Origin of the sequence: Croceicoccus ponticola, assembly GCF_004004515.1 — a bacterium.
In the GTDB taxonomy this organism is placed as follows: domain Bacteria; phylum Pseudomonadota; class Alphaproteobacteria; order Sphingomonadales; family Sphingomonadaceae; genus Croceicoccus; species Croceicoccus ponticola.
In genome coordinates this window covers 562,247-577,665 of sequence record NZ_RXOL01000001.1, presented here as the reverse complement: position 1 = coordinate 577,665, position 15,419 = coordinate 562,247, and the positions used below count along the sequence as shown (strand labels likewise).

The following is a 15,419-nucleotide window of genomic DNA, read 5'->3' as shown; positions in this document are numbered from 1 at the left end:
CAGATCATGACAAATTGGAAGTCTGCCATTTTTTCTTCGCTCATCGCCAGTACCGCGATGTTCGCCATTCCAGGCGCCGCGCTGGCACAGGATGCCGACGGGACTGGCGCTGGTGAGACCGCGGATGATGGCGCGATCGTCGTAACAGGCCTTCGTCAGCAATATCGTGGCGACGTCCCGCTGACCGAGATCCCGCAGACGGTGCAGACGCTCGACGGCGCGGTGCTGAAGGAGCTTAACATCACCGGTCTGGCCGACGGCCTCGACCTGGCCAGCGGCATTTCGCGCCAGAACAGCTTCGGCGGTCTTTGGGACTCGTTCGCGATCCGCGGCTTCGCGGGTGACGAGAACTTTCCCTCGGGCTTCCTTGTCAACGGCTTCAACGGTGGCCGCGGATACGGCGGCACTCGCGATGCTTCGAACATCGAGCGGATTGAGATCCTGAAAGGCCCTAACGGAGCGGTCTTCGGGCGCGGCGAGCCGGGCGGCACGATCAACATCACCACCAAGAAGGCCGACCTCGCGGATACCTTCGGCAGCTTCGCCGTGTCGGCGGGCAGCTTCGAAACCTATCGGGTCGAGGCCGATTACAACCTCGCGCTCAGCGACACGTTAGCCGTTCGCGTCAACGGCGCGGCGCAGGATGCCGGATCGTTCCGCGACACCGTCGAATCGAACAAGGTGGTCGCGTCGCCCTCGATCCTGTGGGCGCCGACCAACACCACCAAGATCAGCTACGAGATGGAGTACGTCGATAACAACGTGCCGTTCGAACGCGGCGTCGTCGCAGTCGACGGCAAGCTCGGCCTCATCCCCAATTCACGCTTCCTCGGCGAACCCGGCGACGGACCGACCGAGGTCGACGTGCTTGGCCACCAGCTCCAGTTCCAGCAGCAGTTCTCGCGCAACTGGTTCCTGCTGGTTGGCGCGGGCTACCGCGACACCAGCTTCGTGGGCTTCTCGTCCGACGCCGAACTCGCGGCCGGTCGCCAGACGATCGACAACGATGGCGAAAACCTGGCTCGCCAGCGTCGCTTCCGCGACTATGGCGCGATCAACAAGACGATCCGCGGCGAACTCTCGGGCAAGCTCTATACCGGCCCGCTGACGCATCACGTCCTCGTCGGCGCAGACTACGACGTGTTCAAGCTCGACCTGTTCCAGACGCGCATTCGTCCGGGAAATTATGTCGCCGGAACGCCGATCACGGCCGCCAGCAACGCGATCAACATCTACGACCCGGTCTATGGCCAGCTGCCCAACCCGATCCCGCCGGCCCCCGGCGCGACCTACGTCACGGATTCGGACGAGACGCAGAAGGCGTGGGGCATCTATTTCCAGGACCAGATCGACATTACCGAACGCCTCAAGCTGCGCCTCGGAGGCCGCTTCGATCACTTCAACCAGCGATTTGTCGATCACCGCCCCACTCTCGCCGTCCCCGTCACGACGGTGAACGTGCGCGAGCGGTTCAGCCCGACTGTCGGCGTACTCTACGAACTGACCGATACGCTGGGCGTCTACGCCGCATATGGCGAGGGCTTCCGTCCGAATAGCGGCGTCGATCCAGACGGCGACACGTTCGTGCCTGAAACCAGCACGTCCTATGAGGCGGGCCTGCGCTTCACGTCGAATGATGATGCGATCAACGCGACGCTCGCGGTCTACTCAATGAAGAAGGACAACATCCTAACATCGGATCCAGCCGGTTCCGGCCAGTCGGTCGCCGCCGGCGCTGCGAAGAGCAAAGGCCTAGAGGCGGACGTCACCGCCAATCTGCCGGGCGATTTGTCGCTCATCGCGAACTATGCGTATACTGACGCGGAGTGGTCGACGACGGGTGGCGACAAGGACTTTGGCCTTGCGATCAACCCGGGCGATCCGCTGATCAACATCCCCAAGCATCAGGCCAACCTGCTGCTGACCAAGGGTTTCGATCTCGGCACCGCAGGCAGGGCGACGATCGGCGGCGGCGTGAACTACGTCAGCAAGCGGCTCGGCGAAACGGGCACCGATTTCTACCTGCCCGGTTACACTCTGGTCCGCGCCATGGCTTCGTACGAGCCTGACGAGTCGGTTCGCCTCAGCGTCAACGTCACCAACGTCCTTGACGAAACTTATTACCCGGCCTCGTACCACCGCTGGTGGGTGATGCCCGGTGCGCCGCGCGCTATTACCGGTCGGGTAGATTTCTTCTTCTGATCCATCCCCCGCAAATCGCCGATCCGGTCACTGAACCGGGTCGGCGATTTGGCAGTTTACGGTATATGGTCGCGCAATCGATGAAACCGCGCACCCTTCTCTCCATTCACCGCTGGATCGCGTTGGTTTTTGCGCCGCTGCTCGCCATGCAGGCAGTGACGGGCGGCGCCCTGCTGTTTCGCGACGACCTTTCCGCCGTGATGGAGCCGGCGCGGATCAGCGCTCCCGGCCAGATCGTGCCGCTGTCGGTTCTCGCCGCTTCGGCGGAAAACGCTCAGCCCAAGAGGCGGATTGTACGGATTTTCCTGCCGCAGCATGACGACGGCACAGCTTTTGCCCAACTCGATGGATATGACGGCGCTGTTGGCCATGCCCTGCTCGATCCGGGCAATGGAAAACTGCTCGCGACCGGATCTATTTGGCACTTTCCGCTGGAAACCGCCCTTCAGTTGCATTTCCGTTTGAACGGCGGGAATTTCGGGCTTCTGCTTGTCTGCCTCTATGGTTTCGCGCTCATGCTCATCGCCGCAACCGGCCTATGGCACTGGTGGCCGGGGCGAAAGCGCATGCTGCAGGCGCTGAAAATACCGGCCCGCATGCCACAACGGCTCAAGCTGCGCGCGTGGCACCGGTCGAGCGGGGCCTTGCTATCGGGTGTACTGTTGGTGACGGCATTGACCGGCATTCTGACGGGCTACCCCAGCCTCGTCTTCGGCCCTTCCCCCGCCTCTGCCACGCCAATTCCCATGATCCCGGCTGACATCGATGCCGCCTATGCCTTGGCCAAGGCCGAATTTCCGGCATCGCGTCCGCGCGACGTCCGATTCCGGCAAGACGGCACCTTAGCCATCAACTTTTTCGCGCCACGCGGCGGGGCGTGGGCGGTCGACACGGTCATCGTTTCGAACGTCGATCAGGCCATCGTGTCGGTCACCCCATACGAAGCCAATAACGCGCTTTGGACCTACACCCTCCCAATCCACACCGGTTCGATCGCGGGCGTGGCGGGTCGCTGGCTGATGCTGGCGGCGGCCGCGGGATTGCTGTTCCTCACGATCAGTGGCCCACTGGCATGGTGGCGCGCGCGCAAGAAAGGAAAGACTGCCCAATGACCGCGATTCTTCACACAGGCGATGCGGAACGCGGGACGCTTTGGCAGGCCATTGTCGCCCGCGAATTGCCCGACATCGATTTCCGCTGCTGGCCTGACGTCGGCGATCCGGAAGACATCCGCTACCTGATCGCATGGACGCTGGACCGGGACCTTGTCGAAAAACTCCCAAATCTCGAAATCCTGTTCAGCATCGGCGCGGGCGTGGATCAGCTCGACCTGTCGATCCTGCCGCCGCACGTGCGGGTGGTCCGCATGATCGAAAGCGGGATCACCAACACGATGGCCGAATACGTCGCCATGGCCGCGCTTACACTGCACCGCGATCTCCCGACTTATATCGCGCGCCAGCGCCAGGGAGTGTGGGAGCCGGAGGACGTGCTGCTCTGCTCGGAACGCACGGTGGGCGTGATGGGACTTGGCGAACTGGGCCGCGCGTCCATAGCCAAGCTTGCGCCGCTCGGCTTCCGGCTCTTGGGATGGAGCCGCAGCCGAACCGATATTTCGGGCGCCGCCTGTTTCGCAGGGCCTTACGAATTCGATGCTTTTCTTGCGCAATGCGATATTCTGGTGTGCCTCCTGCCCTTGACCGACGATACACGCGGCATCCTGTGCCGTGATTTCTTTGAACGGATGCCGCGTGGCTCATCGCTCATCAACGTCGCGCGCGGTGGCCACCTCGTGCAAGAAGACCTTATCGAAGCGCTTGATTCAGGGCAGTTGCGATATGCCATGCTCGATGTCGCCATCCCGGAGCCGCTCCCGGCCGGCCACGCGTTCTACGATCATCCGGGCATTTTCCTCACCCCCCACGTTGCCGGCGTCACACGCAAGGAAACCGCCGTATTCTCCCTGATCGCGAACCTGCAGCGTGAAGCAGAAGGCACGTCGCTTGTAGGGGAAATCGATCGCGCACGAGGATATTGAGGCTTCGATCAGCGTCCGGATCAAGTCGGCCATGTCTTTAATTCCACCTCGAAATTTTTATTTTATTTTCGTCGTGATGTCGTGCGAATTGCCGCAATGCGCCGGGACGACGCGATAATGTTTCGAAACGAAGGTGAAACCGGCAGCTCCTGCCAGACTTCGCCGTTTAAAAGCGAACCATCGAAAACACATTTCCGCGCGGCGCAAACGCCGCGCCCACACGCAAGGAGTTGCCGTCTTGGCTAGTATGGTTGAGACCCAGATCGTTCTTCGGGACATGGAGGCCACGGACCTCGACGCAGCGATCGAGCTGTCCCACGAACAGTCATGGCCGCATCGCAGCGAAGACTGGCGCCTGTTCTTCAAACTGGGCGAAGGGATCGTCGCGACTGTCGATGACCGCGTAGTGGGTACGATCATGTCTTGGCGTTATGGTCCGGACTACGCCACTATTGGCATGGTCATCGTGACCAACGAAATCCAGAAGCGCGGCATCGGGCGCAAACTGATGGAAGCCATGCTCGAACGGTTGGAAGGATACAATGTTCTGCTCAACGCAACGCAAGAGGGCATGCCGCTCTATTCATCGCTCGGTTTCGTGCCCTGCGGCATCGTTCACCAGCATCAGGGCCCTGCGCCTGCCATGCCGCTCGCCGAACTGGGCGAAGGCGAACGCGTCCGGCCCTTCGGTCAAGCGGATAACGGCTTGGGAGAACTTTATAGCCGGGCCAGCGGGATGGATCGTTCCACGCTGTTCAATGCACTTGCGCGCGACAGCAGCGGCGTTGTGCTATCCCGCAATCACGAGCCTGTTGGTTTCGCCTTGCTGCGCCGTTTCGGTCGTGGCCGGGTTATCGCCCCACTCGTTGCGCCCGATCTGCAAGGAGCGAAAGTTCTGGTGACTCATTGGTTGGGCGCGCGCGTCGGTCGGTTTTGCCGCATCGATGTGCTCGAAGGGCTCGGCATTTCGCGCTGGCTCGAAGCGATGGGCCTGCCCAAGGTTGGCACCGTCACGATGATGGTGCGTGGCAGGGCGCCGGCCGTTGCCGAAGGGCCGCGTGTGTTCGGGCTGTCCGCGCAGGCGTTCGGCTGATGCTCGATCTCAAGGACAACTCGCTGCTGCGCGAAGCCGCCCTGGTCGATGGCGAATGGGTCGGCCCCGGCCCCGAAGCGATCGCCGTCATCGATCCGGCAACCGGGACCGCGATAGGTCGGGTACCGTCGTGCGGGACGGGCGAAACCGAAACCGCCATAGCCGCCGCGAAAGCAGCGTGGCCGGCATGGCGCGCGATGACTGCGGGCGAACGTTGCACGCTGCTCGAACGCTGGCACGCGCTGGTGCTTGCAAACATTGACGATCTTGCCCGGATCATGACCGCCGAACAGGGCAAGCCGTTGGCCGAAGCGGCGGGCGAGATGCGTTATGCCGCCAGTTTCATCAAGTGGTTTGCAGAGGAAGGCCGCCGCGTCGGTGCCCGCAACGTCGCCTCGCCCGAACGCGACAGGCGCATCATCGTCATGGTCGAACCGGTGGGCGTTTCCGCCGCGATAACGCCGTGGAATTTCCCTGCCGCGATGATCACCCGCAAATGTGCCCCCGCGCTTGCCGCAGGGTGCCCGGTGATCGTGAAGCCTTCCGAACTGACTCCATTCTCAGCTCTGGCACTGGCCGAACTGGCCCTGCGCGCCGGCATACCGGCAGGCGTGTTCCATGTGCTCACCGGTCATCCGAACGACATCGGCGCGGCCATCACCAGCAGCCCTGACGTTCGCAAGCTGTCTTTCACCGGGTCTACGCGCGTCGGCGCGCTGCTGATGCGGCAATGCGCGGACACCATCAAACGGCTCAGCCTCGAGCTGGGCGGAAATGCGCCGCTGCTGGTGTTCGACGATGCCGATGTCGAATTGGCGGTAAAGGCCGCAATGGCCAGCAAGTTCCGCAACGCGGGCCAGACCTGCGTCTGCGCGAATCGCATCCTGGTGCAGTCGGGCATCCACGATACGTTCGTCGAGGCGCTCGGCGCGGCAGTAGCCAAGCTACATGCCGCACCCGGCACAGAAGACGGGTCCACCATCGGTCCGCTCATCAACAAGGCCGCGGTCGATAAAGTGTCGGCCCATATCGCCGACGCGCTTGATCGTGGCGGGCGCATCGTCGCCACCGGTACCGGGCGTGAGGACGGGCATTTCGTGCGCCCTGTCCTGTTGACGGGCGCTACGTCCGACATGCGGCTTGCGTCAGAAGAGACTTTCGGCCCCCTGGCCCCAGTCTTCCGCTTCGACAGCGAGGAGGAAGGGCTCAAGCTGGCGAACGACACGCCCTACGGCCTCGCCAGCTATTTCTATACCCGCGACATCGCCCGCGCATTCCGCGTGGCAGAGGGGTTGGAGAGCGGCATGGTCGCACTCAACACCGGGTCCATCGCGATGGAAATGGCTCCGTTCGGCGGCATGAAACAATCCGGTCTGGGCCGCGAAGGGGGAAGCCAGGGGATCGAGGAATATCTCGAGACCAAGGCATTCCACATCGGCGGCCTGGGCACCTGACCCTCCCAACCTTTACGTGAAAATCGGAAGCGACCATGTCCAAGGACCGCAGCTACAAAATCGCCGTCATTCCAGGGGACGGCATCGGCAAGGAAGTCATGCCAGAGGGCGTTCGCGCGCTTGAAGCAGCGGCGTCCAGGTTCGGTTTTTCGCTCGATTTGCAATGGCACGATTTCGCCAACTGCGATTATTACGCAAAGCACGGCCAGATGATGCCCGACGATTGGAAGGCGCGGATCGGCGATGTCGATGCGATCTTCTTCGGTGCTGTCGGCTGGCCCGACACGGTCCCCGATCACATCTCGCTGTGGCAGTCGATTCTCCAGTTCCGTCGCGAATATGACCAGTACGTCAACCTGCGCCCGGTTCGCCTGATGCCGGGCGTCCCCTGCCCGCTTGCGGGACGTGGCCCCGGCGATATCGATTTCTGGGTGGTTCGGGAAAATACCGAGGGCGAATACAGTTCGATCGGCGGACACATGTTCCCCGGCACTGAACGCGAGATCGTGATCCAGGAAACAGTTATGACGCGCCACGGCGTCGACCGTGTGCTGCGCTTTGCATTTGACCTTGCCCGAACGCGAGACCGCCGTCACGTCACCAGCGCGACCAAGTCGAACGGCATCGCCATTACCATGCCGTTCTGGGACGGCCGGGTCGAAGCGATCGGCACGGAATATCCCGATGTCACGCACGACAAGTATCATATCGACATCCTGACTGCGCAGTTCGTGCTGAACCCGCAGCGGTTCGACGTCGTCGTTGCTTCCAATCTTTTCGGCGATATCCTGTCCGACCTTGGCCCCGCATGTGCAGGGACCATTGGCGTCGCACCTTCGGCCAACATCAACCCCGACGGCACTTCGCCCTCGCTGTTCGAACCGGTCCACGGGTCTGCCCCGGATATCGCGGGCAAAGGCATTGCCAATCCCGTCGGTCAGATCTGGTCTGCCGCCATGATGCTCGAACATTTCGGCGAGGACGCGGCGGCAGCGGGGATCATGGCCGCGATCGAAGCCGTGCTGGCCACGCCTGAAGGTCGCACTCCCGACCTCAAGGGGTCGGCCGATACCGTTACCTGTGGAAAGGCGATTTCCGAAGCAATCGCCGGGGCGTGAGGGAAAGAAGTTAGGCGTGCAGGCGGCATAATATGCCGCCGCCTCCTTCCCGTTAATCGGGCACCCTGTGCGTTTTCCACGAATTTCGGTGCAATTGGCCGTAAACCCGTGGCTAATATCGGGACATGGAAAAAGCATCTTCGCCAAGCCACGCACCCCTTACCAATCGATCGCTGGTCGAAATTGACCGCGAACACCTGATCCATCCGGTCGCGCCGTTTCGCGGGCACGAACAGCACGGCGTGAACGTGTTGGCGAGCGGCAAGGGCATGTGGCTGACCGATGCCAACGGACGCGAAGTGATCGATGCCTTTGCCGGGCTTTGGTGTGTAAACGCCGGCTATGGTCAGGAAAGCATCGTCGAAGCCGCGACGAAGCAAATGCGCGAGCTGCCTTATGCCACCGGCTACTTCCATTTCGGGGCAGAAGCTCCCATCCGGCTGGCCGGAAAGCTTGCCGAACTTGCGCCACAGGATCTCGACCACGTCTATTTCACCTTGGGCGGTTCGGATGCGGTGGACAGCGCGATCCGCTACATAACCCATTATTTCAACGCGATTGGCAAGCCCGAGAAGAAGCAGTTCATCGCGCTGGAATGGGGCTATCACGGCTCAAGCTCGACTGGTGCCGGGCTGACCGCCCTTCCCGTCTTTCATCGCGGCTTCGACCTGCCGCGCCCGTGGCAGCATCACATCGCCTCGCCCTATCCCTATCGCCACCCGGCGGGGCATGACGATGCGGCGGTAATCGCCTCCACCGTAAAAGCGCTTGAGGACAAGGTTTTGGAACTGGGCGCGGACAACGTCGCCGCGTTCTTCTGCGAACCGATCCAGGGTTCGGGCGGCGTCATCGTGCCGCCGGTCGGCTGGCTGAAAGCGATCAGAGAAGCGTGCACTCGCCTCGGCATCCTGATGCTGGTGGATGAAGTCATCACCGGCTTTGGCCGCACCGGCCCGATGTTCGCTTGCGACGCCGAAGGGGTTTCACCCGATTTCATGACGCTCGCGAAAGGGCTGACTTCGGGCTACGTGCCGATGGGGGCGATGCTGATGGCCGATCATGTCTATCAGGCCATCGCCGACAGCACCGCCCCCAACGTGCCGGTCGGCCACGGCTTTACGTATTCCGGCCATCCGGTCAGCGCCGCCGTCGGGCTTGAAGTCATCCGTCTTTACGAAGACGGCCTGTTGGCGAACGGCGCCAAGACGGGCGAGCGTCTTGCCGAACATTTGGCCCGCATCGCAAGCCACCCGCTGGTGGGCGATACCCGCGGGCGCGGCATGTTGGGCGCGATCGAGCTGGTCGCGAACAAGGATACGAAAGCGCCGCTCAATCCGTCGCTTGACCTTGGCGGACGACTTTCGCGGCTGACTTGGGACAATGGGGTCGTCGTCCGCTGCTTCCCGCAAGGGGTGATCGGATTTGCTCCGGCCTTGTGCTGTTCAACTGACGAGATGGACGTTATCTTCGACCGGGTGGAACGATCGCTCGACCAATTGCTGGAAATGCCCGACATCCGCCGGGCGTTGGGCTAAGGAGACGACTGATGTCATTCGGCCCCAAACTCGACCGGATCGACCTGAAGATCCTCGCAAAGTTGCAGGAATCGGGCCGGATTACCAACGTCGAACTGTCCGACGCGATCGGCCTTTCGCCGAGCCCGTGCCTCACCCGCGTCAAACGGCTGGAAAAGGCGGGTTACATCACCGGCTACGGCGCGCACGTCAATTTGAACAAGCTGGGCGAATTCCTGACCGTCTTTACCGAAGTGACGCTGAGCGAACATCGCCGCGGCGACTTCAGTAGGTTCGAAACCCGGATCGCAAAGCTGGACGAGATCGTCGAATGCCATCTGGTCTCGGGCGGATATGACTATCTGTTGAAATTCGTGGCGCGCGGCGTTTCGCATTACCAGGCCATTATCGAAGACATGCTGGAAAGCGATTACGGGATCGAGAAATATTTCAGCTACGTCGTCATAAAAAGCCCCTTTATCAAACACCATTTCCCGATCCAGAACTTGTTCGGCGAATGAGGGCGCGAAAGAACCCATGACCGATATCGAAGACCTGATCGCACCGCTCGTCACGTTTCGCCGCGATATCCACGCTCATCCCGAACTGGGTTTCAAGGAACACCGAACGGCTGGCCGGATTGCCGAAGCACTCCGTGAAGCCGGGATCGAAGTGACTGAAGGCATTGGCGGCACCGGTCTTGTCGGCGTCCTTCGCCGGGGCGACAATCCGCGCACCGTGGGCCTACGCGCCGACATGGATGCGTTGCCGATAGAAGAACGCACCAACCTTCCGTGGACCAGCACAAAACCGGGATGCTTTCACGGTTGCGGACACGACGGGCACGTCGCCATGCTGCTGGGCGCAGCGCAACACCTTGCCGCCGATCCCGACTTTACCGGCACGGTGAACTTCATTTTCCAGCCTGCCGAAGAAGGGCTTGGCGGGGCGCGGCACATGATAGCGGACGGGCTTTTCGAACGCTTTCCGTGCGACCGGGTCTATGCGCTTCATAACTGGCCGGGCATCCCCGCCGGAACCATCGCCACGCGGCCAGGCGCGATCATGGGCGCGGCCGACAAGTTCGCGATCCGCATCATGGGCAAGGGCGGGCATGCCGCCATCCCGCAGGACACGCCGGATGCGGTGCTTGCTGCTGCATCGCTGGTCCAGCAGCTCAATACGATCATCGCGCGAAACATACCGGCCAGCGCCGCCGCCGTCCTTTCGGTGACCGAAATTCATGGCGGCCACGCCCACAACGTAATCCCGGCAGAAGTCACCGTCGGCGGCACGGTGCGTACCTTCGATCCCGCAGTTCAAGATCGAATTGAAGAGCGAATCGAGCAAGTTATCAAAGGCATCTCTACATCTTTCGAGGTTGAATGCGCGCTCGATTACGATCGCTATTATCCCGCGACGATCAACGATGCCGATGCCGCGATGGATGCACTGTCTGTCGCGGCCCAAGTGGCTAAGGCCAAACTCGCTCCGGAACCTGCGCCGACGTCGGAAGATTTCTCGTACATGCTACAGGCCCGGCCCGGCGCCTATATCTGGCTGGGTCAGGGGCGCGGCGACGGCTCGCCGCCGTTGCACAATCCGCATTACGATTTCAACGACGACGTGATGGCCACCGGCATCCGGCTGCATGTCGCGCTGGCCCACCACTGGTTGGGCGCATAGGGCTGAATCGGCCCCGGCCGCTGGTCAGAACGAAAAGCCGGCCCCGATTACCGCACGCGTGAGACGCACCGCATCGCCATTTTCGCGGGCGATGTCGCGTGTGTTGCCGACCAACCGTTCGTGGACAGCGCCGACATAGATGTCGAATACAGGTCCGATCGCCTGACGTAACCGAGCCGAAAGCTCGACATCGGTGATGCCGCTGCCGATATCTTCTTGCACGATGCGCTGTGCCGACCAGCCGACCGAGGCGCGCGGTTCCAACGTTGTGGCAAGTCCCACCGGCAGCGCCACGATGACCTGCCCCGAACCGGTCACATCGCCATCTTGCGACACGAACAGGAAATGCTCTCCCTCGATCAGCGAACCCAGTCCCTGTTCGACCGCCAGAGTGGCGTAAGTCAGGTCCTTGCCCGGCCGGAAATCGTGGCGGACACCGGCCATCAGGGTCGTTCCGTCCGCGGGCGTAAAGGCATAGAGAACCTGGCCCTCGACCTCTTCGACGTTGAGGTGGACCTTCTCGTTCTCGCCTTCTGCCTTCAACACGATGGCATGGCGTTCGCCGCCGACCGAAAGTGCGCTGTCGAAGACGAGGGCATCGTTGCCCTGCCCCGCCTGAAGCTCGAAAGTGTCGACTTCGACCGAAACGGTCTGGGCGTTGGCCTGTCCGGCACAGAGCGGCAGGGAGGCAAACGGGAGAGCACAAGCGGTTGCGATGACGAGTTTTTTCATGCCGACCTGAATGCCCTGTCCTGAAACGAAGATGTCACGTTTGCGCTAGGCGGCATCGGCAATTCGTGCCGCCCGCACCAGGCGGCACGGCACTTTCGATCAAAACCAGAAACGCAAGCCCGCCAGCCAAGTAAAGCGCGACGGATCCTCACCTTCGGTCCGCGCGAAATCGGCGGATCGGCCCAGCTTGCGCTCCCACGCAAATCCGACATAGGGGGCGAAATTGCGCTCGATCTCGTACCGCAAGCGGCCGGACAGTTCGAACTTTTCGATGCCGCTGCCAATGCCGAGCTCGGGCACGTCCTGAAGGGCGACGTCGATCTCCGCCTCAGGCTCGAACACCAGTTTCTGGGTGATGCGCATGTCGTGTGATGCACTTCCGCGCACGTGGATGTCGCCCTTCTCGGAAACGAAAGCCTGCGCCTCGACCTCTATCCAGTATGGTGCGAGTCCGTCGATGCCGATCAGGGCATATGTCCGGTCTGGATCGGGCCGAAAGTCGTGCCTTGCCCCCAGTTGGAGGTTGAACCACGGATTGATCGCGTGGCGCCAATAGGCATCCAGTTCGACCGCCTCGGGACTTTCGCCAAAGGTGCCTTCGCCCTGATAGGCCACGACGGCGCGGTCGATATCGCCGCCATACCACGCTGCCCCTTCGAATGCATAACCGTCGGGTCCGTCGCCCATGCGATATTCCAGCATGTCGAGACCGACCGAATATCCGGTGAAGCGCATGTCGGCCAACAAATGGGCGCGCGATCGTTGCATGACATCCGGACCGAATATGGCGTCGGCGGCATGAACGCTCGGAACCGCCGGCGCCGGTGTGTTGCCCGGCTGATCTTCGGCTTGAGTCGAGGTGCCCATCGCGTGCCCGTGGTGCATGGAATGGTCCATGCCCTCCATTTTTTCGTCAACGGTTTCCGCAGCTTTCGGCTCCGGCTTGGGGTCCATCTCCATCGTCGAATGGCCCATCATGGAATGGTCCATCGTCGAATGATCCATTTCCGGCTCGGGCGCGGGGTCGCCCATCACGGAATGGTCCATCTGCGAATGATCCATTTGAGAATGGTCCGTCGCAGAATGATCCTGAGCGGCGGCAGGCGTCGCGACTGCGGCGGCGATCAGAAGAAGTGAGCGGCGCATCAACCTTCTCCGCCCATGTCATGGCCGTTCATGTCGTGCTTTCCCGGCTTGTGCTGACCTGCATCCTGGTGATTGGTATCGCGAACCGTGACGACGCGCATCATCCCCGAATGCATGTGCAGAAGCATGTGGCAGTGGAATGCCCAATCGCCGACCGCATCGGCAGTCAGGTCGAACGAAGCCTTACCGCCCGGCAGGACGTTGACGGTATGCTTGCGCGGGCGATGCCCGGGCTCGCCCGTAACGAGCTCGAAGAAGTGGCCGTGAAGGTGGATCGGGTGCGGCATCATCGTATCGTTGATGAGGTTTACACGCACCCTTTCGTTCAGGCGAAAGGGGATCGGATCGGGGCCGCTGGCGAAGTCTTCACCGTCGATGGACCACATGTAGCGTTCCATGTTGGCGGTAAGATGCACATCGATCTGCCGGCTTGGCAAGCGGGCGTCGGGGTTCGGGGTTGCAGAGCGCAACTGGGCGTAAGTCAGGACCCGGTGACCCGCATCCTCCAGCCCCGTCGGCACGTCGCCCAAGCGATCGGCTGGCATCGGCGAAAGCGTGGCGACGCCCGGCCCCATCTTCACGCCCGGCGCGACCGATGGATCGCGCATCGACATCGAATGATCCATCGATCCTGCGTCCGGCTGGCTCAGGTCGAGCGTGTCGCCCATGTCCATTCCTGACATGTCCATTCCCATGTCGCGCATGCCGAGCAAGGGGCGTTTGCGAATGGTGGGGATTGGTGCGGCCACGCCCATCCGGGTGGCAAGCGTTGCGCGAACCTGACCGCTGCGATCTATGGCTTCAGCGATGATGCCGTATGCCGGCTGTTCGACCGGGGTGACGATGAAGTCGTAGGTTTCCGCGATTGCGATCTGGACCTCGTCGGTTTCCACCGGCTGTACCGCCAGTCCGTCCGCCGCCACGACGGTCAGCGACAGCCCCGGAATGCGGAAGTTGAAATTGGTCATCGACGAAGCATTGATGACCCGCAGCTTCACCCGCTCGCCCGGCGCGAACATGCCGGTCCAGTTTTCGGCATTGCCGTGTCCATTGATGAGAAAGGAATATGTCGCGCCCGTAACGTCGGAAATGTCGGTCGGGTCCATCCGCATCGCGGCCCATTCCAGCCGCTCGGAAAGGCTCTGCCCCTCGCCAGCCAGCAGTCCCGCGATAGTCTGGCGCTGTTCGTTGAAATAGCCGCCCATCCGCTTCAGCCGACGCAGCTGTTCATGGGGATGCATCGTGCTGAAATCCGACAGAACCAGCACATGTTCGCGATCGTAACTATCGTCCCCGCCCGCCGGATCGACGACGATAGGGCCGTAAAGCCCCATCGCTTCCTGCATCCCGGAATGGCTGTGATACCAATAAGTGCCCGACTGGATCAGCGGGAAATCGTAAACGAAGGTCTGACCCGGATCGATGCCCGGAAAGCTGACGCCGGGAACGCCATCCATGTCGAACGGCAGCAACAGCCCGTGCCAGTGGATCGACGATTGTTCCGCAAGGGTGTTCTTGACCGACAGCCGTACCGACTGCCCTTCGCGCAGCCGGATCAACGGGGCGGGAAGCGTACCGTTTACAGTGACGGCATGACCCGCACGACCACCGGTGGCGAAGTGGCTGTCGCCGATGGTGAGTGCGATGTCGTTTCCGGTAAGCGTTCCGGGTGCAGCGAGTGCCGATGCGGTCGAACCCGCCGTGCCGTTACGGGCCCAGGCGGGGAAGAACGCGCTGCTACCAAGTGCAGCGGCGACAGCTCCCGAAGTCGTGATGAAACGGCGGCGATCTAACGATTGGTGGCGGGTCATGCCCGACTATACGGCGGTGAACGGGCCATCCCTCATCATCCCGCAGTTTTTGGCGAATTTTCTTCCATAATCTCCGCCAGCCTTTGCCTCGCCCGATAAATGCGCGTTTCTACCGCCTTGCGGCTGATACCGAGCACATCGCCCGCCTCCGTCTGATCCAACCCGTCCAGCGTGCACAACACCAGCGGCTCGCGCAGGTTCGCCGGCAGGGCAGCCAGCGCGCGGCGGATGCGGGCAACCTCTTGAACAGAGCTCAGCGCCCCTTCAGGATCGGGCGCGCCGTCGGCAACCGACAGCGCATCGTCAAGCGGCACCGCGAATGCGAAAAAGCGCCGCACCGCGCGACGCCTTGCCCAATCTCGGCATTTGTTGACCGTGATCGCCAACAGCCAGGTTCGGAACGGCCGCGCCGGATCGTATCGCCGCAGCGCTGCAAAAGCTGAAACGAAACATTCCTGCGTGACGTCCAGCGCCTCGTCATCATCGCGCACTTGCCCGCGCGCATAACGAAAGACCGATGCCCGGTGCCGATCCATCAGCCATGTGAAGCCCGCCTGCCGACCTTGAAGGGCGGCGGCGACAGCTGCGGCATCATCGGCGAAATCCGGTGGCGCGGCCACTGCGC

Annotated in this window: 13 protein-coding genes; 9 read left to right on the top strand and 4 right to left on the bottom strand. The window is 62.1% G+C overall.

Annotated features, from left to right (window positions below; translation table 11 throughout):
* Window positions 1–6 precede the first annotated feature (6 nt).
* From EKN06_RS02795 to EKN06_RS02755, 9 genes are all read left to right on the top strand, one after another.
* On the top strand, window positions 7–2,202 hold the full coding sequence (locus EKN06_RS02795; RefSeq protein WP_127611336.1) for a TonB-dependent siderophore receptor: 2,196 nt from the start codon (window positions 7–9) through the stop codon (window positions 2,200–2,202).
* An 80-nt stretch (window positions 2,203–2,282) separates the two neighbouring features.
* Complete coding sequence (locus EKN06_RS02790; RefSeq protein WP_164843910.1) at window positions 2,283–3,314, top strand: PepSY-associated TM helix domain-containing protein; 1,032 nt, start codon at window positions 2,283–2,285, stop codon at window positions 3,312–3,314.
* Window positions 3,311–4,240, top strand: coding sequence for a 2-hydroxyacid dehydrogenase (locus EKN06_RS02785; protein WP_127611334.1), 930 nt, complete (start codon window positions 3,311–3,313; stop codon window positions 4,238–4,240). Before EKN06_RS02790 ends, EKN06_RS02785 begins: the two co-directional genes overlap by 4 nt.
* 247 nt (window positions 4,241–4,487) lie before the next feature.
* Window positions 4,488–5,333, top strand: coding sequence for a GNAT family N-acetyltransferase (locus EKN06_RS02780; protein WP_127611954.1), 846 nt, complete (start codon window positions 4,488–4,490; stop codon window positions 5,331–5,333).
* Window positions 5,330–6,787, top strand: a complete 1,458-nt coding sequence (locus EKN06_RS02775) for an NAD-dependent succinate-semialdehyde dehydrogenase (protein ID WP_276317271.1) — start codon at window positions 5,330–5,332, stop codon at window positions 6,785–6,787. The genes EKN06_RS02780 and EKN06_RS02775 overlap by 4 nt, the downstream gene beginning before the upstream one ends.
* A 35-nt stretch (window positions 6,788–6,822) precedes the next feature.
* Window positions 6,823–7,905, top strand: a complete 1,083-nt coding sequence (locus EKN06_RS02770; protein WP_127611332.1) for a tartrate dehydrogenase — start codon at window positions 6,823–6,825, stop codon at window positions 7,903–7,905.
* Window positions 7,906–8,030: 125 nt separating this feature from the next.
* Window positions 8,031–9,440 carry an aspartate aminotransferase family protein gene (locus tag EKN06_RS02765; RefSeq protein WP_127611331.1) on the top strand — a complete coding sequence of 470 codons (1,410 nt, stop codon included), beginning with the start codon at window positions 8,031–8,033 and terminating at the stop codon, window positions 9,438–9,440.
* Window positions 9,441–9,451: 11 nt separating this feature from the next.
* Complete coding sequence (locus EKN06_RS02760; protein ID WP_127611330.1) at window positions 9,452–9,940, top strand: Lrp/AsnC family transcriptional regulator; 489 nt, start codon at window positions 9,452–9,454, stop codon at window positions 9,938–9,940.
* Window positions 9,941–9,956: 16 nt separating this feature from the next.
* Window positions 9,957–11,105 carry a M20 aminoacylase family protein gene (locus EKN06_RS02755; RefSeq protein ID WP_127611329.1) on the top strand — a complete coding sequence of 383 codons (1,149 nt, stop codon included), beginning with the start codon at window positions 9,957–9,959 and terminating at the stop codon, window positions 11,103–11,105.
* A 24-nt stretch (window positions 11,106–11,129) separates the two neighbouring features.
* Here EKN06_RS02755 and EKN06_RS02750 read toward each other — a convergent pair whose 3' ends face one another.
* The 4 genes from EKN06_RS02750 to EKN06_RS02735 all read right to left on the bottom strand — a co-directional run bounded on the left by EKN06_RS02750 (window position 11,130) and on the right by EKN06_RS02735 (window position 15,414).
* Window positions 11,130–11,837: a copper resistance protein B gene (locus EKN06_RS02750; RefSeq protein WP_127611328.1), complete on the bottom strand. Its 708-nt coding sequence runs from the start codon at window positions 11,835–11,837 to the stop codon at window positions 11,130–11,132.
* A gap of 99 nt (window positions 11,838–11,936) precedes the next feature.
* Window positions 11,937–12,983 (bottom strand): copper resistance protein B, encoded by a 1,047-nt coding sequence (locus tag EKN06_RS16060; protein ID WP_127611327.1) that lies wholly within the window; start codon window positions 12,981–12,983, stop codon window positions 11,937–11,939.
* On the bottom strand, window positions 12,983–14,794 hold the full coding sequence (locus EKN06_RS02740; RefSeq protein ID WP_127611326.1) for a copper resistance system multicopper oxidase: 1,812 nt from the start codon (window positions 14,792–14,794) through the stop codon (window positions 12,983–12,985). Before EKN06_RS02740 ends, EKN06_RS16060 begins: the two co-directional genes overlap by 1 nt.
* Before the next feature lie 35 nt (window positions 14,795–14,829).
* A complete protein-coding gene (locus tag EKN06_RS02735; protein WP_240654567.1) occupies window positions 14,830–15,414 on the bottom strand; it encodes an RNA polymerase sigma factor in 585 nt (194 codons plus the stop codon).
* Window positions 15,415–15,419 lie beyond the last annotated feature (5 nt).

Coding starts and splice junctions, on each gene's coding strand:
- EKN06_RS02795 (WP_127611336.1), top strand. CDS start 7: ATGACAAATTGGAAGTCTGCCATTTTTTCTTCGCTCATCGCCAGTACC.
- EKN06_RS02790 (WP_164843910.1), top strand. CDS start 2,283: ATGAAACCGCGCACCCTTCTCTCCATTCACCGCTGGATCGCGTTGGTT.
- EKN06_RS02785 (WP_127611334.1), top strand. CDS start 3,311: ATGACCGCGATTCTTCACACAGGCGATGCGGAACGCGGGACGCTTTGG.
- EKN06_RS02780 (WP_127611954.1), top strand. CDS start 4,488: ATGGTTGAGACCCAGATCGTTCTTCGGGACATGGAGGCCACGGACCTC.
- EKN06_RS02770 (WP_127611332.1), top strand. CDS start 6,823: ATGTCCAAGGACCGCAGCTACAAAATCGCCGTCATTCCAGGGGACGGC.
- EKN06_RS02765 (WP_127611331.1), top strand. CDS start 8,031: ATGGAAAAAGCATCTTCGCCAAGCCACGCACCCCTTACCAATCGATCG.
- EKN06_RS02760 (WP_127611330.1), top strand. CDS start 9,452: ATGTCATTCGGCCCCAAACTCGACCGGATCGACCTGAAGATCCTCGCA.
- EKN06_RS02755 (WP_127611329.1), top strand. CDS start 9,957: ATGACCGATATCGAAGACCTGATCGCACCGCTCGTCACGTTTCGCCGC.
- EKN06_RS02750 (WP_127611328.1), bottom strand. CDS start 11,837: ATGAAAAAACTCGTCATCGCAACCGCTTGTGCTCTCCCGTTTGCCTCC.
- EKN06_RS16060 (WP_127611327.1), bottom strand. CDS start 12,983: ATGCGCCGCTCACTTCTTCTGATCGCCGCCGCAGTCGCGACGCCTGCC.
- EKN06_RS02740 (WP_127611326.1), bottom strand. CDS start 14,794: ATGACCCGCCACCAATCGTTAGATCGCCGCCGTTTCATCACGACTTCG.